The 21,347-nt window shown below is 37.7% G+C and carries 19 protein-coding genes, 1 tRNA gene and 1 pseudogene; 9 read left to right on the top strand and 12 right to left on the bottom strand.

Translation table 11 applies throughout. The annotated features are described in order from the left end of the window. Positions 1-395: hypothetical protein (locus tag ACQ93I_RS12340; RefSeq protein ID WP_431698772.1), on the top strand; the 395-nt coding region annotated here is incomplete at its 5' end. Between the two features lie 16 nt (positions 396-411). Here ACQ93I_RS12340 and ACQ93I_RS12335 read toward each other — a convergent pair. Further along, positions 412-496 (bottom strand) — tRNA-Phe (locus ACQ93I_RS12335). A gap of 12 nt (positions 497-508) precedes the next feature. Then, positions 509-3,028, bottom strand: coding sequence for a DEAD/DEAH box helicase (locus tag ACQ93I_RS12330; RefSeq protein ID WP_168137311.1), 2,520 nt, complete (start codon positions 3,026-3,028; stop codon positions 509-511). A 917-nt stretch (positions 3,029-3,945) separates the two neighbouring features. Between ACQ93I_RS12330 and ACQ93I_RS12325 the strand changes: the two genes are divergently transcribed. The 3 genes from ACQ93I_RS12325 (at position 3,946) to ACQ93I_RS12315 (ending at position 5,034) form a co-directional block, all read left to right on the top strand. After that, the gene (locus ACQ93I_RS12325) at positions 3,946-4,302 is read left to right on the top strand and encodes a single-stranded DNA-binding protein (RefSeq protein ID WP_168025955.1); all 357 of its coding nucleotides are present in this window, start codon (positions 3,946-3,948) and stop codon (positions 4,300-4,302) included. Between the two features lie 73 nt (positions 4,303-4,375). Continuing rightward, on the top strand, positions 4,376-4,825 hold the full coding sequence (locus ACQ93I_RS12320; protein ID WP_168025956.1) for a JAB domain-containing protein: 450 nt from the start codon (positions 4,376-4,378) through the stop codon (positions 4,823-4,825). Positions 4,826-4,836: 11 nt separating this feature from the next. Then, on the top strand, positions 4,837-5,034 hold the full coding sequence (locus ACQ93I_RS12315; RefSeq protein ID WP_168025957.1) for a hypothetical protein: 198 nt from the start codon (positions 4,837-4,839) through the stop codon (positions 5,032-5,034). Positions 5,035-5,388: 354 nt separating this feature from the next. On the opposite strand, the gene ltrA is transcribed toward ACQ93I_RS12315, so the two are convergent. Next, positions 5,389-6,651 (bottom strand): group II intron reverse transcriptase/maturase, encoded by a 1,263-nt coding sequence (ltrA, locus tag ACQ93I_RS12310; RefSeq protein WP_431698771.1) that lies wholly within the window; start codon positions 6,649-6,651, stop codon positions 5,389-5,391. A gap of 801 nt (positions 6,652-7,452) precedes the next feature. Between ltrA and ACQ93I_RS12305 the strand changes: the two genes are divergently transcribed. The 5 genes and pseudogenes from ACQ93I_RS12305 (at position 7,453) to ACQ93I_RS12285 (ending at position 14,094) form a co-directional block, all read left to right on the top strand. After that, entirely contained in the window at positions 7,453-7,833 is a 381-nt protein-coding gene (locus tag ACQ93I_RS12305; RefSeq protein WP_266069664.1) for a BfmA/BtgA family mobilization protein, read from the top strand. 10 nt (positions 7,834-7,843) lie between these two features. Then, positions 7,844-8,875: a MobB family relaxase gene (gene mobB, locus ACQ93I_RS12300; protein WP_266069665.1), complete on the top strand. Its 1,032-nt coding sequence runs from the start codon at positions 7,844-7,846 to the stop codon at positions 8,873-8,875. A gap of 13 nt (positions 8,876-8,888) precedes the next feature. Continuing rightward, positions 8,889-10,470: pseudogene (locus ACQ93I_RS12295) on the top strand (type IV secretory system conjugative DNA transfer family protein). Positions 10,471-10,508: 38 nt separating this feature from the next. After that, complete coding sequence (locus ACQ93I_RS12290; RefSeq protein ID WP_168025960.1) at positions 10,509-11,489, top strand: AAA family ATPase; 981 nt, start codon at positions 10,509-10,511, stop codon at positions 11,487-11,489. Next, the gene (locus tag ACQ93I_RS12285) at positions 11,482-14,094 is read left to right on the top strand and encodes a S8 family serine peptidase (RefSeq protein WP_168025961.1); all 2,613 of its coding nucleotides are present in this window, start codon (positions 11,482-11,484) and stop codon (positions 14,092-14,094) included. Before ACQ93I_RS12290 ends, ACQ93I_RS12285 begins: the two co-directional genes overlap by 8 nt. A 16-nt stretch (positions 14,095-14,110) precedes the next feature. Here the strand turns inward: ACQ93I_RS12285 and ACQ93I_RS12280 are convergent, their stop codons facing one another. Genes ACQ93I_RS12280 through ACQ93I_RS12240 form a run of 9 tightly spaced genes read right to left on the bottom strand, consistent with a single transcriptional unit; the run spans position 14,111 to position 21,238 of the window. After that, complete coding sequence (locus tag ACQ93I_RS12280; RefSeq protein ID WP_168025962.1) at positions 14,111-14,476, bottom strand: hypothetical protein; 366 nt, start codon at positions 14,474-14,476, stop codon at positions 14,111-14,113. A 7-nt stretch (positions 14,477-14,483) separates the two neighbouring features. Next, positions 14,484-15,317, bottom strand: coding sequence for a DUF4138 domain-containing protein (locus ACQ93I_RS12275; protein ID WP_168025963.1), 834 nt, complete (start codon positions 15,315-15,317; stop codon positions 14,484-14,486). Continuing rightward, entirely contained in the window at positions 15,314-16,243 is a 930-nt protein-coding gene (traM, locus tag ACQ93I_RS12270; RefSeq protein WP_168025964.1) for a conjugative transposon protein TraM, read from the bottom strand. Before traM ends, ACQ93I_RS12275 begins: the two co-directional genes overlap by 4 nt. Continuing rightward, a complete protein-coding gene (locus tag ACQ93I_RS12265; protein WP_168025965.1) occupies positions 16,233-16,847 on the bottom strand; it encodes a conjugal transfer protein TraK in 615 nt (204 codons plus the stop codon). Before ACQ93I_RS12265 ends, traM begins: the two co-directional genes overlap by 11 nt. Before the next feature lie 10 nt (positions 16,848-16,857). Then, positions 16,858-17,700: a hypothetical protein gene (locus tag ACQ93I_RS12260; protein ID WP_168025966.1), complete on the bottom strand. Its 843-nt coding sequence runs from the start codon at positions 17,698-17,700 to the stop codon at positions 16,858-16,860. Between the two features lie 2 nt (positions 17,701-17,702). After that, positions 17,703-18,272: a conjugal transfer protein gene (locus tag ACQ93I_RS12255; protein ID WP_146831850.1), complete on the bottom strand. Its 570-nt coding sequence runs from the start codon at positions 18,270-18,272 to the stop codon at positions 17,703-17,705. Continuing rightward, positions 18,269-20,680, bottom strand: a complete 2,412-nt coding sequence (locus ACQ93I_RS12250) for a TraG family conjugative transposon ATPase (RefSeq protein WP_168025967.1) — start codon at positions 20,678-20,680, stop codon at positions 18,269-18,271. Before ACQ93I_RS12250 ends, ACQ93I_RS12255 begins: the two co-directional genes overlap by 4 nt. Then, positions 20,667-20,951: a hypothetical protein gene (locus ACQ93I_RS12245; protein ID WP_168137306.1), complete on the bottom strand. Its 285-nt coding sequence runs from the start codon at positions 20,949-20,951 to the stop codon at positions 20,667-20,669. The genes ACQ93I_RS12250 and ACQ93I_RS12245 overlap by 14 nt, the downstream gene beginning before the upstream one ends. Continuing rightward, positions 20,951-21,238, bottom strand: coding sequence for a hypothetical protein (locus ACQ93I_RS12240; protein ID WP_168025969.1), 288 nt, complete (start codon positions 21,236-21,238; stop codon positions 20,951-20,953). Before ACQ93I_RS12240 ends, ACQ93I_RS12245 begins: the two co-directional genes overlap by 1 nt. Positions 21,239-21,347 lie beyond the last annotated feature (109 nt).

Here is a 21,347-nt window from a genome sequence, read left to right as displayed (position 1 = left end):
TTTTTTGCAACAAGATATTACTTGATCTTCCAAAGTGGCACAAAACGAACCGATACGACTGGCACAAACGAACCGTTATGATTCATAGAATACCGGCAGTGGCACAAATCAAACCGATATTACTGGCACAATTTGAACCGTTATGGTTTTCTTTGCTGCCAAAAGTGGCACAAATTAAACCGAAATGCCTGGCACTAACCGACCGAAACCACTGGCACAATTCGAACCGAAATAGCCAAATAGCTCAACTGAAACATTCCTTTTCCAAAAATGTATTAAAAACCAAAATGTGGGTCATACCTATTCAAAAGAATTCAATTAATACACTGTTTTTTCCAATATTTTATGGTCTTGATTTAACCAACAAGCCCGCAACTAGAAGTTGCGGGCTATAATACTTTCGTATTTTTGCGGATAGAGGGAGATTCGAACTCCCGGTACAGTTCCCCGTACCCCTGATCTTCAATCAGGTGCCTTAGACCTCTCGACCATCTATATTTTAAAAAGATTATCCCTTTTTAGAAATTACAGGTTTTAAGAAACTTTTCAAAAAACCGTTTGTTGTTAAATTGTGTATGCCCAATAAGTTAGCTATTTCTTTATTACTAGATGCCGTGAAACCTGAATTATTGATTCCGTCAACAAATCTTCTAAGATTATCTTTTAATAAATTTAATGATTCTTCATCAATCACTCGTGTATTTTCACTAGTATTTACATTCCACCCTTTTATATTTGGAGGTTGAATGGTAACCAAATTAAAATTTGCAGCAGAACCATAGAGTTTTTTGAACCATTCACCTGATCCTAATAATTGATTGATATTATCTCTAGTGATTTCACCGTGTATGGCTCTAGACTTGGCTTCTAAAACTAGATAATGATTTCCAGTCATCACCCATAGTACATCAGGGCCGTTTCCAAATTCCGCTTCAGGTTCCTGAGTGTAAAAACCTATAAGCCTGCCAATTTCAGCAAAGGCATTCTCAAATTTAGTATGAGGAATATCTTGACTGAATTGAAGATTTTCCAATAAGGTTTCAAAGTACATTTTAAAGTCTTGGGAAGTCTCAAATTGCTTGATAAAATTTAAAACTTGAAATGCCTGCTCTTCACTAGCCATAATTTTCGTATAACTATGTCCATTTTTTGATTGCAGCATATGGGAAGTTGTTTGTGCTGCTTTAATTTGAAGGTCATTTGATTTTGGTGCATTATCTAAATATAGATAATTAGCAGCTTTTTCAAAATACCAGCCTTTCTGCTTGTCAGTTAACGCGACCGTATCTACTATTTTATCTAGAATTACCTTTGATGCACTTTCATAATCTCTTCTTCTGTAATTTTCGATTGCTTGTGATTCCAAATCTGCAATTTCTAAATTCTTAATGATTCGATCGTCAGTTTTGTCAGCGTCAATTTTCGACAATATTTCTGAATGATATTCCCTCCAGCTCATATCTTGAACGAGACATAGGTTGGCAGTATCCTTAATCGTATTCAAAGATTTATCAGTAGATTCGTCATCAAGAAGCGATAAACCAAGTTTCAATTGCTTGCGTGTAACTGGTGTGAAATATTGTAAGTTGGATTTGTTGCCTACAAATTGGAGCAAGTCTTTACCCATTAAATAAACTGCACAGTAATCACTACCAGATCTTACAGCTCGACCAAGTCCTTGTTCTATTATCTGTGCTTTCAAAGAAGCCTTAACGGATTCTAAGCGCAATTCGGCATAAAGTTGTTCATAAGAGCTGAATGAGGGGTAGCCGTCTAATATTAAAACTCGGCACATATCACCATTCAGGTCAACACCATCATAACGATTAACTAAAACATAGAACTGCCCTTTCTCAGTTCTTAATTTAGCGATTTCTTCATTTATGTTATCATTTTCGATTATTTCCGCTCCAAAATCTTCCCATTTGGCCGCCCTATTTGAAGATGGTGTCAATACCATTACATTTATTCCAGATTCGGAATATTCCTTGGCCAACGACATAATCTGCTCATCTGTTATTCTTGAATCAAATCTTTGAGGAGCAAGGATCAATCTTTGCCCAACGTCCTTACGATCTTTAGGAATCAAGGCGTTCTTAATACTGTTTATGTTAATACCTAAATCTTTAATTAAATCAATTTGATCTTCAAATGTAGCAGATAAAATATATCTATGTTTGGCTTCATTAAAAGCTCTGACATTATGAAATGGCACATAGGATGGTGCTATCTCAATTCCTCTGGGTCCGACATAACAATCGTAAGATTTCAAGTCGTCAGCTATTAAACCCCATTTGAACATAAGCTCTCTATCTTCACTAAAACTGCCTATGAGTTTTATTAACTCATCAATACGCGTTAGCCAAGCCCAATAAGGGACTTTAAGTATCTTGGCATATGGATCACCCTGAATAAGTCTGTGATAAGTTCCTGGGGCTTGGTATTTCAGCTCTTCTTGGAATAACTTCAGTAACCTATCTGCCAAGTCGTGATTGAAGGGTATATTTAATGTAGTTGCTTCTCTAGCTTTGTCAAGACAGACGTGGGCATCATCAAGGACGATTGAACCAACATCAATATTATCCCTTTCAAAAATAGAACGGGAATTGAACAATTTTTGGAACGTGCATAATAGGATGGCTTTTGAATTTGAAAAGTCATCAGGGAAAACACTTCTTTGCCCGTGATATTCAATTTCACAAACAGGTATTCCATATAAATCCGCTTGCAACTTTGCCTGTTCTAATAGTTGTTTGTCTGGACATAGATACAAACTGGGACCGACTCCTTCAATCATTTTTGAGTATAACATCAATAGGCTTACAAGAGTTTTTCCTGAACCTGTATTCATTTTGCACAAAACATCTCGTTGATCCCTTATGCTATGCCAAGAACTTAACACTTCTTCTTGTATGCCTCTTAAATACGCGTATCCCTCCTTATGGAACAAATTTTGAAATAATTCTATGGGTTCAAAATTTAATTGCTTTGGAGATGTATCTTCTAGTTTTTTCTTAAATATATTCATCTATAGTTTTATTTTTTATTATGTTTTGATTAACAAATATCTTAAAAATCTATTGACTGATAGACACACCAATCTTCAATTAGTTAATGAGTTGGAATGAATGCTATGTTTTTCACGTTATTCAGCCCATTCCCCTCCATTCCGCAGAAAAAGCTTCATTACGGGAAATACGCTTCATTCAAAAAATCTTGGACACAACTTCAAAGCTTCCGATTTCCATTTCGCTACCCCTGCCAAAAAAGGCAGGAACGCTACATTCCCAATCTCCATCTTTAAAATTAAGTCCGCTTTAAATCCTACTTCAAGAGGATAATCCATTTTCATAACCCGGTCAGCACATTCCCCTCCATTCCGCAGAAAAAGCTCCATTGCGGGGAAAGAGCTTCACTATAAAAGTCTTGGACACCATCCCCAATTTCTCCTTTCCATTTCGTTAGCCCTTCCCGCTATGCTAGGAAGTGCACTTCATTCCAATTCGAAATCGGGAATGGAGTCCGCTTCATCGGATTCCATCCTTGCTTTTGGCCCCGTTCCCTATGTTTTAGTACTTCACATAAAGCCTTTAGACCCACTTCCGCGCCGTCACTGTCCCTTCCCTTTTTTTGTAAGCAAAATACCAACATTTTGAAGTTGAACAGACTGCATAACCGGTCGTGCCTCCCTTTTATAAGTCTTTATCAATTCCAAATATTGAAAATGTATAAGCAACAAAAAAAGGTACTGCGACGGCACTACGGGAAGTAAATCTAAAATGAACATTGTGAAATCGTACAAAAACATCAGAAAGGAAGCGGGGCCAAAAAAACAAAAAAAGGAAAACGCTCAGGATACAATAAGTAAATCGCTTCAAAAAAATATAAATGAAAACTGCCTGAAAGGTTCAGGTAGTCTATTAATTAATCTTTAATTCTTTTATTATGAGTACTATTAAAAATCACGTACAGCTAATTGGGAACGTTGGTCAGGAACCAACCATTACCAACCTTGAAAACGGTAAAAAAGTAGCCCGTTTTTCACTTGCCACCAATGAGTATTACAAAAACGACAAGGGCGAGAAAGTGCAAAACACCGAATGGCATACTATAGTAGCCTGGGGCAAGACCGCTGAAATCATCGAGAAGTATGCCGGAAAAGGCAAGGAAATCGGTGTAACGGGAAAATTAAAGTCCCGAAGCTATGAGGACAACGAGGGCGTAAAACGCTATGTTACCGAAGTTGAAGCCAACGAAATCCTTTTGTTGGGCGTAAAGAACGGCAATAATTCAGCCGGGTAAATTTAAAACAAAGAGGGCGTTCCTCTCGAAAGTTGCGCCCTCTTTCATTATTCACCTTTTAAATCAGATCATAATGGAAACCAAAGTTAATGAAATCGCGATAAGTTATAGTGGAAGTTTAAAAGCAAATTTGCTTCCCAAGATAACCTGTTCCCAGAGTGCTGCAGATTTAGCCTACAGCCAATGGAACAAAGATACTATTGAACTGCACGAGACTTTTAAAATAATGCTGCTCAACAATGCCAATAAGGTAAAAGGAATATATGAAACCTCTAACGGAGGAATAACAGGAACTTTAGTGGATGTCCGCATCTTATTTGCCGTACTGTTAAAGAGCTTGACAACGGCAGTCATTTTGGTCCACAATCACCCGAGCGGAACCTTGACACCGAGTGAACCCGATAAACGCCTGACCCAAAAAATTAAAAAGGCAGGGGAATTATTTGATATTAAGGTATTGGACCATTTGATCCTGATACCTGATGGAAATTATTTCAGTTTTGCAGATGAAGGAATCCTTTAAATGGAAAGCTTATGATTTATCTTAATTTTTCAGACCTGACCGAAGAAGCCCAAAACCGACTTTTGGAGAATTCCAAAAAGGATGTGGAACGAAAATTTGGGAATGATATCCGCAAGTACGTAAGAGAAAATTATACCTGCTTTAAGACGATGGTAGAGGAAGAAGCATTGCGAAATTTATATTCCTATACTTTCATATTCAACATTTAATTCCTAAACTTTATAGTCAAGCACCTCTAAATTTTTGGAGGTGTTTTTCTTTTCAATTATTTTCAATTCAATAAAAATCATTATCTTTATTTCGCTGAAATTCAGCATTTAATTTTACGTAGGGTTATCCATTTTTTGACTTTCGCCGATAACCGTACCCATCAAAAAAATACATAACAGGAAATTATTTCCCTGGAACTAGCAATTGGCTTTTGACCAAATTGTACGGAATTTTTGTCCCGCTGGGCGGGACGAAAAGGAGTGTCGAGTAGGTAAAGGGGAATTTCACCCCTAAACCTCTCACAGAACCGTACGTGAATTTCTCAATTCATACGGCTCCTCTCAGCCAAGACTTTAAGGTTTAAGCGCTGAATATTGCCAATGTTCAAACAGGTATGGTTCGAGCCTGCATATTTTCTGTAGATGTCGTAGCGCAAGGACCCACTGCTTTCGCTTAAACCGACGATACTTATTACGTACCCATTTCGTTAAGCGAATGTGCAATGTTCTAAATAGTTTCTTGAGGCCTCCCATCCGAAATTTACCGTAGTAGTTTATCCATCCTCTGATTTTAGGCCGCAACAGAGATGCAATTTTGCTCAATGGGAACTGTACCATTTTATGGATGTTCATCCTGAAGAGCTCTTCATTTATCCTGTTGATGCTTTTCTGACTGATGGCAGGGGTGAAACCTAGTTTCATTATTCCCCTTATTTTAACTACTCTGGGTTTAAAGGTGTGGCCCAGAAAATCGAACTTCTGAAAGTTCACTTTAAACCTTGGTCTTTTCTTCTGATTTCTGCGACAGTACACTATTCTTGTCTTCTCCTGATTCACTTCCAGTTTACACTCTCTGAATCGTCTTTCGATTTCTTCAAGAAGTCGGTTAGCATGAGGCAAGTGGTAACAATGAACCACAATGTCATCAGCATAACGTTCAAACTGGATATCAGGATAGCGCTTTTGGATCCACTTGTCGAATACAATATCCATATAGATATTAGCTAATACAGGACTAATTACTCCGCCCTGTGGTGTGCCTTTACCGTTTGGATTATGCAGCGTTCCATCAGATAATTGCACTGGAGCCTCCAGCCACCTTTTCACGTAAAGCAAAATATGCTTCTCCTGTGTATGGTGCTGAACAGCTTTCAGTAGCAGTTCATGATCAATGTTGTCATAAAATCCTTTTATATCCAAATCAATGACCCAGCTATATCGTAAACAATTTATACGACATTGGCCCAAGGCATCATGTGCAGATTTCCTGGGACGATACCCAAAACTGCTTGGACTAAAGGTGTGATCAACTATTGTGTTTAACTGCGATGCAATTACTTGTTGGGCAACCCGATCAACTACAGTGGGAATACCCAAAGGTCTCATTTTACCTTTCCCTTTTGGGATTAGTACCTGTCGAACAGGTTTAGGGAAGTAACTCCCACTGGCCATCCTATTCCATAATGGGTACAGATATTTCCGTGGTTGACTACTTACTGTTTCAATGGATAATCCATCTACTCCAGCACTCCCTTTGTTGGCTTTTATTCTCTTAAAAGCTTCATTTACCTGCAACCTGCTAATAGGTTGCGTCTTGTGTTCTTCATTAAAAATCATCCTTAAATTACTTTAAGTTGTAATACAATAAATGAACATGCTTGAGTGAAGTCCTTCGCTCACAAGATGATTAATCTTGTTCTCTGGAGTATTTTCGCTACTACGACTTCATCCGTCCCAATACCTAACGTCGCTACTTTCTGGTTTTTCCGCTTCGGGATTTTCACCATTTTTGCTTCTCATTTAGATATTGGTTCTCCTGTTCCTTGATAATGCCTGAGTATGGTTCTTGCCTCCTATATGCCGGGTGTCGTATGGTCAGTAATCAGGTATCCACCATACTTAATCTCTCAGAGCTGCTCTCTCCTCGATTTTGACACCGTAAAGGTCACTTTCGACACGTCCATAGAGGTTCACTTACGTTCAACTCCCATACCCTCACCAGATCTTGTCGCTCAGTACCTGTTCTCTTAAAACAAGCACCACAAGGTGGTTTGAACAATATGCCTGAACATCTTGTTCGATAGGCCAACATTTTATGAAACGGTACCGTGAGACTTCTAACTTACCATCCAAAAATGGGGTTAGCTCGTTTCTGTTTCTACATAAAATTCTATCATCATTATCAAAGTTATGTTATCATTTCAATGAACTTTTTAGGTTCTAATGTACTCCCGTGATAACTCAGGACACACAGCAAGAGGGTAACACGCGATGCGATGTTTAGTACTCCTTTTTGTTTTCAAATAACTGGTAATCAGCAACTTGAAAAAATATAAAATTCCCGACCTTCTACAATTTGCGACAAATGTCCTGTGAACGCCCATTTTTAGGGAAGGATTTGCGACAAATCGGCGAATTATGGACTCATTTATCGGCATCAGGTTCAAAAAGGAAACGGCAAAACGTTTTCAGGAATTTTCAAGGACACACTTCAAATCGCACACCGAAGCAATGGCAACAATGCTCGATTTTTTCTTCTACAACGAGATTTCCCCAAAGGAAAAACTAGGACCTACGGGAAGGACAATCGAAGCTTCAATCAAGAAGCGAATCAATGCGGTGATTGCCATTATGAGGGATATGGAAAAGAGCCAGACCAAACCCACCGTAGCAATGTTGGAATCTCTATTTCAAACTGAAGAACCTAAAAAGAAGCCTTTGATTTTAGAAAAGAAAATCATTGAAGAAAAGAATGAAGTAAGCTTTCGAGAAAAGCTAAATGGGAGCAATGAACTCTAATTTTTGAGCTATGTACATTACCATCACACCTCAAAAATCAGGGAATAATTACTCGCAAAGTTCAGCGGATTTTGTGGGCTATCTGGAGAAAGAAAACCAGGGTTTGGAACAGGGAGCTATGGAACATTTTTTCAATCAATATGATGAGGAAATATCAGCGGATGAAGTTGTAAAGGAAATTGATGGGAATGGTGCCAAACTCAAAAAGACCGAACCGAAATTCTATTCGATCACGGTGAGCCCTTCTAAATATGAATTGAACCGGTTACAGAACAACAGTGAGGATCTAAAAAGGTACACCCGTGAACTGATGAAGGACTATGTGGCATCCTTCAATCGTGAAATCAACGGAAGACCGATTAGCATCGATGATATAAAATATTATGCGAAAATAGAACATCAACGAACATTTAAGGGAACGGATTGGCAGATTAGGGAAAACCAACCCTTTGCTACCAAAATATTGCAGCTCAAAACTGAAATCAGAAACATTAAAGAGGGGCGAGCTGAAGGCAATATCAAACTATTGCAGAATAAAATTGACCGATTGGAAAAGGAGGCTCCGCACCAACAGGACGGGAAGCGAATTGTCCAGGGGATGCCAAAGGCAGGAAATCAAAGCCATATCCATATCATCGTAAGCAGAAAGGATGCATCCAATACTTTCAGTCTTTCTCCTGGGAGCAAGCATAAGGCCTCGGAAGTCCAGATGCATGGTAAGAATGTAAAACGGGGCTTTGACCGTGATCAATTTTTTGACCGGGCAGAAAAGACCTTTGACAGGACTTTTGTCTATCAAAGAAACTTTGCCGAGACCTACAAGGCTCGAAAGGATTTTATCAAAAACCCTCAAATATATTTTGCATCACTGATGAAATTGCCCACCAATGAAAGGGCGATTGCTTTTAAAATTATGAAGGAAAGTGGTGTTCCAATGCTACCAAGTATTCCGGTTACCCAGGCACAACTGGCAATGAAAATATTCAACCGCCTGCGCCGTGGTGTGGAAGTGGCTATTAAATCAAGTTCAATAGGTATCTAAAGGAAAAACAATAATGCAACTAGCCAATCCACTACATATACTCTTAATTATCGTTTTGACAGCTTCAGTATTTTATGGACTGTATCGGATTTCCAAATATGCCTTTTTCATAAATACTGTGCTGCTTTTGGGACTGATAGCCTATTTGTATTATCCGCATAATACGATAAAAGCACTACTTTATTTAGGTTGTCCTTTATTGTTGGTCAATACGGTATTTTACGTTTTTCTGCATAAACCGGATTTAAAGCAAAATACCTCTGACAAATATCGGGTAACTTTTAAAACGGACAGGAAAAATTTTAAAATTGAAAACATCAAACGTGGAGCTTCGATTATTGGATCTGCCGGAAGTGGAAAAACCGAAAGCGTGGTTTACGGATTTTTAAAACATTTCCAGAAACATGATTTCTGTGGGGTTATTCACGACTATAAGGATTTTGAGCTAACCGAAATGGCGTACCCACTTTTTAAAAATCCAGATATTCCTTTTCGTATTATCTCTTTTGACAAAATTATCCATAGGGTAAACCCTATAGCACCCAGATATCTCGAAAACGAAGAAAGTGTGAATGAGATTTCGAGGGTACTTATTGAAAATCTTCTGGAACAGCGGGAATCGGGAATTACAGGATCCTCTAAATTTTTTTAACGATGCTGCGGAAGGATTGATTGGTGGATTGATCTGGAAACTGAAAACATCTTATCCGCATTTCTGTACCTTACCACATCTAATAGCCATTTATCAGTTTCTGGATACCGATAGTCTCATAAAGTTTTTAGAGACCAATACCACCTCCAGAGCGATGGCAGATGCGTTTATTAGCGGCAAAGATTCCGAAAGGCAGACAGCAGGGGTAAAGAGTACCCTGGCCAATGCTCTGAAACGTATCAGTACACAAAACATATTTATGGCCCTTTCCGCAGATGAAGTGCCATTAAATATTAATAACCCGGAAAATCCTGCTGTGATTTCAGTAGTGAACAATCCTAAATTTGAAACCTCCTATTCCCCTGTAATTGCCACCATAATCCACACGATTACAAAGCAAATGAGTGTACGCAATTCAAATTCTTCCTTTCTTTTAATGGAAGAAGCACCAACCATTCGGTTATTGAATATGCACCGCATTCCGGCTACCTTAAGAAGTTATGATATAGCAACTGTTTATGTAATGCAGGACAAGATCCAGAACGATATGATGTATGGAGATAAAGCGAGTAAAGCTATTTTAAGCAACCTTTCCTATCAATTCTTCGGAAAGGTCAATGATCCTGATACTGCAAAATACTATGAACGCTTCTTTGAAATCATAAAAAAAGAAACAACCAGCATCAACCGAGGTTACAGTCTTGACTTTGATACACGCATTACTACCGGGGAACGGGAAATTCCTAAAATACGGGCTGATGCTTTTTTCCGTTTAAAGCAGGGGGAGTTTATTACCTATGCGGATGGGGAAGATAAAAAAGTGCAGTTTAAATTGCAGAGAATTCAGAGGCAGCTTCCGGATGAATTAAGGCAGTTTTCCAAGGCTGATTTAGCAGCTAATTTTGAAAGAGTTTATCAGGAAGTGAGATCAATTTTTAATTAAATTATAGTTTAACAAATCAGAATATTATATTTGTACAAATGGCAAGAGCAGATTTATTATTAAAATTAGTTAAGGCCGGAACTAACGGAGACAATACCCTTTTTAGAAAGGTTGTTGAATCTATAATTGCCGAAGAAAAGAGTAAACAACATCATATTGTAGCTCAACAATTATTAGATGCACTTTCCAAAGCCTCTAAGCCTCAATCCAACCAACCTATACATAATCGTTTACTGGAAGATGGATTAGACAGTTTTTTATATCGCATTTACCCTCAAAAGACTTTGGATGATGTGATTTTAAATTATGAAAATCAAGCCGTCATTCAAGACCTTATCCAGGAACATCATCGTAGTGACTTATTGAGATCCTATAATTTAGAACCTAGAAATCGTATTCTATTGGCAGGTCCTCCTGGAAATGGAAAAACTTCTCTCGCAGAAGTCATAGCTCAATCTTTAATGATTCCATATTACGTTGTAAGGTATGATGGAATAATTGGTAGTTATCTAGGAGAAACCGCTACTCGGCTTAAAACAACTTTTGATTTTATTAGAACCCAAGAATGTGTTTTATTTTTTGATGAATTTGACACTATAGGAAAAGAACGCGGAGACATTCACGAAACGGGTGAGATTAAAAGAGTTGTAAGTTCTTTACTTCTTCAGATTGATCGTTTGCCGAGTTATGTAGTAGTTGTCGCAGCAACTAATCACGCCGAACTTCTAGATAGGGCTGTATGGAGAAGATTTCAAGTAAGATTGGAATTAAAAGCTCCGGATAAGTCAATGATAAAGATTTGGCTCAAAAACTTTGAACAGCGAGTTAAATACGATTTGCAATATCCTATTGATAAAATAGCAAATAAGCTTGAAGGTCTTAATTTTGCGGAGATTGAAGAATTCATCCTCGATGTTGAACGTAAATATATATTGTCGCTCCCTGACGTAAACGTAAAAAGGTTAGTGGATGAATGCCTTGTTCAAATGGAGCATAAATATTCCTTAGGGAATGGTTAAAAAACCACTTCTTTTGTTCCCATTCCCTATAAGTGCGGAAAAATCTAAAAAACAAGGTTTTCCGGGTAAAATGTTTATCCCAACCAAAACTCAACAAATTCAGAGAAATGAATTAAAGATAACGGAATTAGATCGTGTACTTTCTAATAGGTCAGCTTCACTACAAAAGGAAGCAGGGAATATTATCCCTGAAATGATCTTGGTGTTAGAAACTGCCGGAGAAATAAAAGATTTTTTTAAAGCTGTGAAAAAGACTCCAGGAATGGAGTTTTTAGCTGAATATGAGACTGAGTTCGAGGCAGAAGATGATTTCTATAACATAGATAAAAACGGTAATAGATCTGAAGAAAATGTGGATGCCAGATTTTACCTCACTATGACCAACCAAAGGGCACTTAAAGAACTTCAGAAATATTGGCGAGAATATAAGAAAGATAAAGAAAAACAAAATTTTAAGCGAGGGACTGCAAAATTCAGATCGCTTTTTGAACAATTAAAGGATATTAGGCCCTATAATGTTAGTGATAGGGTACGTGATACAGGTATTGAAAAATATATTCAGGAAAGAAAATTATACGATTTTGATTTCGTAAGATTTGAAATAGAATTGGCCTTTAAAGGTAGTGACCAAGCCAATCGAAAAGCCTATGAAGAAGTAACCCGTTTACTGAATTTACATAACGGAGAAGAAGTGAAAGGTTCAAGGACTATAATCTCCGAGATATCATATCACGCTTTTATTGCAAGAGCTCCGATTCAAGTATTTGATGATCTTACGGAGAATACGAATATTTCCTTTTTAAAATCGCAACAAATTTTGTTTTTTCGTCCTGTAGGACAGATGGTTTTTGAAACTCCTGAAGATATTGAGCAATTAAAAAAGTTGCCCAATGTTGAAGAAAATGATGAACTACCCACAGATGGCCATCCAGTCATTGCACTTTTTGATGGTCTTCCCTTAGCAAATCATTCTCTATTAGAAAATAGATTACAAATTGATGATCCTGATGGTTTCTCCAGTAATTATACGGGTAATCAAAGATTTCACGGTACCGCAATGGCTTCTCTTATTATTCACGGTGATTTAGATAATGAGAAAAAATCGATATTAAAAAGACCCTTATATGTCCGCCCTATAATGAAATTGGACACACAACTTTATCAAGGAGAATGTCTTCCAGATGACGTTTTACCAATAGATTTAGTGCATAGGGCTGTTCTAAGAATGAAAGTGGGAGATGCGGACAATCCTCCAGTAGCCCCTGAGGTAAAGATCATTAATTTTTCTATTGGAGACGCTTTTAGACCTTTCTTAAACAATATGAGCTCTTGGGCAAAATTACTGGATTGGCTTTCTTATCAATACGATATCTTATTTGTAATTAGTGCAGGAAATTTTAGTGACGATATCGCTTTGGAAATCCCAGATGATGAATTTGATAATCTCTCTGATGATGAAGTACAAAAATTAGCTTTAGAGGAAATAGTTAGGACAAATTTTAATAGAAAGATTTTGGCACCAGCTGAATCAATAAATTCTATTACAGTTGGTGCGGCACATTTTGATTTCTCAAAGCCTAATAATTTATACCAAAGGAAAAATCTGATTAAGTCATCCTCCTTATTATCTCCAATAAGCCGGATTGGTTTTGGTTTCCGAAGGAGCATAAAGCCAGAGATTATAACGTCAGGTGGGCGGAAGTTATTTCGGAAATCTCCAATTCAAAATTTACCAGGGAAAACGGTTCTTAAATTAGAATCTATCCCATTTAATGTAAATCCTCCCGGAAACAGATCTGCATTTCCAGGTAGTCCAGGACAAATAAATAAGTCTGGGTATTTATGTGGTACTTCAAATGCAGCAGCTTTGACATCTCGTCTTGCTGCCCAACTTTATGATGTTTTAATTTCTATAAATAATTCTGGAGATAAATCTATACCATCAGATTTTCTTACTGTAATTATTAAAAGTTTATTGGTACATAGTGCTAGTTGGAGTAAAAGTTCAGATTTTTTATTGCAACTAATTAAGGATTTACCAGGCTCAGCTGCAAATACTTCAAAAAAAAACGTATTGCCTTATCTAGGGTATGGGGGTATAGATCCAGAACGCATTTTATATTGCACTGAGAAACGAGTAACCATTATCGGATTCGGAAAGCTTTACGATGGTCAAGCCCATTTATATAGATTTCCATTGCCGCCATCACTTACTAAGGGGAGGATTGATAAAAAACTGACAATAACTTTAGCCTACAATAGTCCTCTAAATTTTAAAACAAGACAATATCGTAAAGCACAATTATTTTTTGATAATCTTAAACATAATAATCATCTCGAATTAGATAGATCATATTATGATTTCCGAACCACACAATTAGGAACTGTGCAACACGATATTCTTATTGGGGACAAGGCTGACGTCTTTGTTGATGGAGATTTTTTAGAAATAAAAGTGAATTGCAGAGAAGACGCATCTGAGCTTGGAAAACTGTCAATTAAATATGGATTGTCTGTTACTTTAGAAGTCAAGGAAAATAATGACATAAAAATTTATGAAGAAATTAGGCAACGAGTTCAAACACGAATTAGGCCTACTCTATAAATTCAAAAATTATTTTTCAAAAAGGTCCTTTCTCCCTCGCTCCTTGCTGCGTAACCTTCCAGTTTCCATCAATTTTTAAAAGCTTAAATAGCTCAGGGTTTTCTTCATAAGATGTGGTGAATCTAACCCAAGCTATTTCATTATCGGTGGTTTCTTCCAGCACTTCAAAATTGGAATTCCCCGATTTGCCTGCCGCCATCAAATCTTGTACCGATTTAAGACCTTCGTAGCCTTCTGGGGTAGTATATTTTTTCAAGGTCTCATTATCCTTATTGTAGAAACTTTCAACTACAATTTTTGAAGTTTCGCTTGGTGAAAGGTCTTGTTTTCCGGTACAGGCAAGGAATAAGAAGGCTATTGAGTATATGACGACGTTTTTCATTGCATTGCTAATTAGGGTTGTTGATAAATCTATGCGATACTTTTAATTTTAAGCCTCTTTCCCCGTTCTTTTCATTTAGCTCTAAAACCGCTCTGCGGTCATTGCTTATTGAAAACTTTGGTAGAACGTAAATCAATCTTACGGTTTCGTTTTCGGCTACTGTGGAAGGCAACTTATATTTGAAAATCGGCTCTTGATAAAGACGTTGCAATGATTTCTTTTTTCCTTTTTGTTTCGTTTCAACCGCAAGTTTCAAAAAATTTAGATCGTAATCCAAAGTAGATTTATTTTCAATCTGGATCACGAAGTAAAGTTCTTCTTTATCGAAAACAATGTTCTCAATACTTAAAACGATGCCCTCATTACGCTTTTTTATCCGGTTAATCCGTTGCTTTCGATCAAGTAGATAGGAACAGAATTTTTTGTAATAATAGATCTTGTTTCCTAACTCTATCTTGGACTCATCACTTTTAGCTGAATCAGGAGCAATAGGCTTTTCGTTGCCGATGCTACTGGATTTTGGGATGAAATAATTCAGCGTGGAAAGCTGTTTTTTATACTTAACAATATACGAAAAAACTGCACCATTTTTATTGACCACCAGAAGATTACTTTCTTTTCCCGGCTTTGCCTGAAGCAGTCCAAAGTATTGTTCTTTCTCCCGATTATAAGTAAATACAAAATTTTCTGATCCCGTAATTCCTTGACGGATGGGTTCTGGAAAAAACAATGCTACATTCTTTTGGTCATTAGCATAAATGGTATCAAGAGTAATAGGTTGTTGCGCAGAAGCTTTGCTAAAAGCCAAAACAAAGGCTATAATTAAGATATAAGCTTTCATAATTTAGGTTTTAAAATTAGTCTATAATTGTTGAGCACGGTAACCTTTAAGTTCCGGTTGTTGCGCTTGAGTAATTTGGTTATACCACTCACTTGCGGTACGCTAGGGATGTTGATATCCCCTAAAATATCATCTAAGACTTCATTAGTGGCCTCTGCGCGAAAACTATTTTCCACGTATATTCCCTCACTTCCATCCTGAAGATCGAAGGCTTTAAGTTTTGTGGGATGGTGATGGATATTTTCGATTTCAATTAATACCCGATGGGGTTGAAAACTGATAAAGCCAAAAACGTACGTGTTCTTTGGAATGCTTTTGTTATTAATGGTTGCGGCTTTGGTCAAGCGCATTCGCAAACGAGAATTGACCTTCACCACTTGATCACCATCCACGGCCGCATAGATGACGGCATCCGTTGTTCCGGAAATGGAAATATCACTTTCCTTTGGATCAGAGGCAAAGAACAACTGATGTTCCAGTCCCAATTCCTTAGCAGCAATTTTTTGTTCAGCTTTTATTTCTGCGGAGTCAACTAGGTTTGCGACTTTGGCAACAGTTTTCTTAACGCCAATATTCTGATAATTTTTTTCGGAATACTTAATTTTCCCTGCGGAGTAAATACTATCTACAATGCGCTCCTTTTCTTTTTCAGGTAAATCCACATCATAAAAACCCAAGGAATCAATCAGCTTTTCATTGTAGATGCTTGGTGCGTTGGTTTCCTTCACTTCCTTCAAATCGTTGATTGCATCCAGTTTGGAATTGTATTCTTTTTGACTTTCTTCCAGTGCGGGAACAGATGTCTCTTTAAGGTTCTCGTTTTCGCTTTCGTCATCACCCATTACCATCACGGAATAGGAAATAAGAAATAGGAATATCACGGCCAAAACTGCCGCAAAGACTATTTTATTCTTTTCAATTTTCATGGGATATTTTCTTTAAGGTATTTTCAAAATAATTCGTAATCAATAACCCGTGTGGATTGTTAGGAAAGTTGCGGTCAACCGAAATTAGGTTTCCAGTAGATACCATTTCATAGGTGTCGACAATTGACCCACGGTTGATTTCAAAAACAGCAACCGTTCTAAAACTGTAAGCCCCGTGTTTTTCTTCGATTTGGGAATCGATGCTAAGCACCTTTTGAACTAGTGAATATTGCAACAAGCGATTATAAACACCATCCGCCTTTTTTTGTCGATAGAGGTTGTCCACAGAGCTATTGCCGAGCCATAGTGCCTTTTCCAAGTTCTTTTCATAATTGCTTGCATCGATGTTGTAGAAATAATTGTGAAAAAGCTGTAAATGAGCCAAGGCTTCAACTTTATAGTTTTCCTTTTGAGTAACAAGTTTTAATGGAATGATACTTCCATCGGTATTGATGGCAAAAGCATTGTTCAAGGCCTTTTTATTAATGTTATATGCCATCCAAACGGCAAAGAAGCTGGATAATGAGGAACAGATGATGACGGCCAAGACGATAAACCTATTTATTCTAAGGACGGCGTAAATATTTTTATAAGGTGTTTTCATTGTATTAGTTTTAGGCAGTAAATAATTTCAGGGTAAATGAAGTAGCGCGGCGATACAATTTGAACTTTAGGAAAACGATAAACCCTACCGAACCAAGCTGTACAACTGGGGCAAAAAAGCCGCTGCCTACATCCGTCCCGAACAAGTTCGTCCAAAAGTTGGTGTTTATCTCAGTATAAATGGCATTGACAAAGACATTGACCAAGAAGAAGGCCGGTACCAGCATATAGACCGCTGTATACAATTTGAAAAAATTATAAGCCAGGGAACGGAATTTTTCAAAAACGGCCAGACTGATGACCAATGGGAAAAACGCTTGCATAATCCCCAGTAGGAAAAAGCGTTCTGCCAAAAATAAGGGATAAATGAACAGATCTAGAATCCATAGGATAGTACTTCCTATAAAAGCGAATATTTTGAAACCAAAAAGGGGTGTTACCAAAGCTTCATAGAGCAATGCCATTGCAGCCTGAGCTGCTTTTATAATGTTTACTTCATCTTCAATAGGAATATCCTGCATCTGTAAAGGAAGTAAAGCTGGGGCCGTGCCGCGATATTGGCCTTCAATGGCCACTAAAATACCATCAAAAAAGCCGAGAATTTGTGTCGAGAAAATTACCAGTAGCACGACAGCAAAGTTTTTGGCCAGTTCTCCAGGGCTTAACCCCCAGGTATAGCCATCCTTATCCGCAACGCCCTCACTGTATTTTTTGAGGATATTGACTAAAAAGAAAAGGACGGCAAGCGTTTTCATTCCAGCAATGGTATATTGCGAGAAACTACTATTTTGTATGGTCTGGAAAATGGTATCAACATATTCCAGACCTATTCCTAAGATGATATTAGCAGCCATAATTAATATTCTGTTTCACGATTATTGATTTTATCCTGCATCTTTCGGAAAGAAATAATATCACGGTATCGCTTCGTTTTCAATGTAATTTCTGAAACCATAATTTTGGATTCTTCTTCCTTTTCTTTTAGGATATACGCACGGTCGGCATCGCTCATTTTGAGGTAATCGCTGGACAGGATTTCATCAATAAAGTCCATTGTTTCTAATGAGTTTTCTACAATGGAGCTAAAAGATTCAGTCACCCGTTGGATTTCCTCTGGTTTGATATAGGGTGAGTTAAGAATGTCCTGTAAGTCATTCTGCATTACGTTGATAAGACGTTGATTGTTCCGGCCTATTTCCTGTACGGCTTTTAACTGCTTAACTACATTGTTTACTTTTTCAAGATTTTCTTTCTGCTGTTTCAGGAATTCAGCAGTTTTTAAAAGTTGGGAAGTCTGCTTTGCAGATTCCACCAGCGACTTCACCAGGCTGATAAAGTTCGTATTATCGTAAACCGGCATTCCCTGGGCCCGGGTGTTTAGACTAAAAAAGATAGCCATTCCAAGAATTAAAATTTTTGTTCTCATATTTTTATTTTTTTGGATGAATACTCTGTAATTGCTTTCTCCATATCCTGATGCTTTTCATAAAGCTTCATTATTTCTTCATTCTCGTATCCATCGGTTAAATATGCTGCATAAACTTCCCTTGGCACTTCCAGACGGAAGACATTGCTTTCCTTTCCAATCTTGATAAACATTTCAGTGTACTTCCGTTCCCCGGAAAGATTGTTCCTGATGGATTTTAGCTGGTTAAGATCGTGGCTGGAAAGGTTTAACCGCTTGGCCAGCTCGTTATACCCCTTTTCATTATGCAGGCTGTAAATGACCTGAGTGTTCTCCAGGATACTTGCCGAGATGGAATTGTTCGGCAGCTGGTTAATAGATTGTAAGATGATACCGATTGCCCCGTTCTGTTTCCGAATTGCCTGATAGTAGAATTCCACGCTTTCCAGTACGTTCTCAAATTTCAACTGCTTCGCAAATTCATCAAAAAGGATAATTCCTTTCTCGGCACGATTTTTCCAAATGGTTCGTTGGATAGCGGATTTAATCAGCTTAAGCATTACTGAAAGAACTTCCTTGTTATCCTTTACTTCATCAAGCTCAAAAACAATCAATCTTTTATCTTCAATTTTATAGGTCTGGTCCTCGCTAATCTCAAAAAGGAAACTGTACAGGCCATCTCCAACATATTCTGACATCACGTGCAGGAAGTTCACTATGTTGAAGTAATCCGCATGGATCTTCAGTTTTTGCAGGAGATCCTTCTGATTGGTTTCTACAAACCGATAAAAATTATCCAGGGAATGCTTTTCAGGAACATTCGAATAGTAGTGGAGCAATATTTTTCTGATCGAAACTGATTGTGCTTTGGTGACTTTTAAATCTGAGCCGAAGAGTTCAAACAGGAACATTGACAAATCCTCCAGCCGTTCTGGCGTGACATCTTCTGAATTACTGATGTAAAACGGATTAATACCCAAATTTTTCCCGCTTTCATATCTCAGAACAGTATACTTTTCAGGATATAATTTTGCGAATTTTGTATAGGAGCCACCAAGATCAATGATCACCAGGCGCACTCCGCTCTCAAAGTACTGGCGCAAAATATTATTGGCCAGAAAAGATTTTCCTTCCCCTGTAGGGGCAAAAATGGCAAAGTTCCGGGCTTTAATCCGCTTCTTTCCCTCGTCCCATACATCCTTTAGCACCGGGATGTTGTGTTCCCGGTCATTGAAGATGATTCCTGTGGGATCAGATTTATAATTGGTATTATTAATCAGCAGGCACAGCGCATGTTTTAAATCGGTCACATATAGATCTGAATTGGAAAAATTGGAAGAGAAACAACAGTAGCTATTCACTACATAATTTTTACGTTCTTCCCCCCGCGGGTAGTACGGCGTAATATCAAGTTCCTTAAATTCAGTCTTTACCTTCGAAGCTATCTGGGCCAGCTCTCCGGCTTCCTTAGCCCAATAGATGACATTGAAATGGCCACGGATAATTCTGGACGTATCATCCGCATTTATCTGATCAAGGATATGCTGAATTTTACCCAGCACAACCTTATTCTGAGATCCGAAATTTGAACTTTTATGAAGTTCTTCGATTTTGTTATCAAGGAGCTTCCGCCATTTTTGTTTGTCATCCAGGTAGAGAATCTGGTTTACCATATGATTTTCATTAAGGGTCAAGCCGAGGCCGTCAATAAAGCCCTGGTGGAATATAAACTCATCGGAAGTAAACCTTTCATTGACCTTACTGCTCTGAACAGTTTCTCCAAAACAGCGTTCGCTGTTGATAGCCAGGGCATCAAAATAATTGTCGCCAACCTGAATATTGGATTTATTTAGCAGCATATCTGTATCAAAACCTTCAGAAAAACCATTAAAAAAGCTATTGGTTAAAGCCTGAATTTCCACGGCGCCCAGAGGTAGAAAAGACATCCTACGGCTATTATTGATAAAGGAAACGGAATCGCTCACAGAGCTGATAAAACTTTTGAGATTATCATCCAGTTCCTGGCACATCCCTTTAGAGACCTTTCGAAATGGATTGACATACTTCGGGTTATTTAATGCTTTGTTTTTGGTGAGGATAAAAAACAGATAGCAGCGATGTTCCATATATTCCCTGCCTTTGAAATGTTCGTGTGTTGCCTTTTCTAAAAAGGTAGTATTTGGCAATAACTCCGCAGAATAAGATTTTTTTAAATAAATGTCCTGTTTGTGTACAACACTTCCATTGGGCAAAGATTTTAGGGCCTGGAACCAAACCCCATGAATATCTTTAAAGTCCTTTTCAGATAAAGAGTAGATTTCAGGTAACATCCCCTCATAGCAAAGAACTACGTTACCATTATTGGCAAAAATGATATTGTCCTGAATATCGATTATGGGCGTAAAGTCCGAAAGATTAATCTTGTTCATAATTAAAATTTGAATTTCTTCTGTTGCTGATGATTTCTGGAAATTTTACCGAAACCTGAAAGAGCTGTGATGTTCTGGTTATTCTGATTAGTACTAAATAAAGGATACAATTGAGGATCAAAGCACTAATGATGATCCAGAAGCTGAAAGAGAAAATGATGACCAGTAATGAAGCTACTACGCAAATCATCATTAAAGCAAAGGAGGAGATGGGCAGCCCAAAAATGACAGCCCCTTTCCTAATGTTTCTATAGACTTCAAACTGTTTCATTAGACCACGATTGAAATCAAATAGGTGAAGATGCCCACTACTGCTCCTGCAATAAGGACAAAGACGAGCACCCGGGTAATCCCCTTTTTAAGGTCTGCATTTTCCCCAAAGAAGTGGCCTGCGTTAAACAGGAAGCCGACAAGAAAGATCACTCCAAGGAGGATTGGGAAGATGGTCCGGATCGTATCGGCAATATCATTAACCGAATTTTCAATTCCCCCGATTTGTGCAAAAAGCGGTAAAGAAACCAGGGACAAAAAGAGCGTGGGATAGATTGGTTTTTTCATAAAGCACAGTTTAAAATTTTGTGTTGTTTTTGTTATGGAAAAAATACATATATTTCAATATAATACGTTGAAAATCAGCATAATAAATAAAAAATAATATTTGATTTTT

This window comes from Salinimicrobium sp. WS361 (genome assembly GCF_050750585.1).
GTDB lineage: Bacteria > Bacteroidota > Bacteroidia > Flavobacteriales > Flavobacteriaceae > Salinimicrobium.
This window is presented reverse-complemented; position numbering and strand designations above follow the sequence as displayed.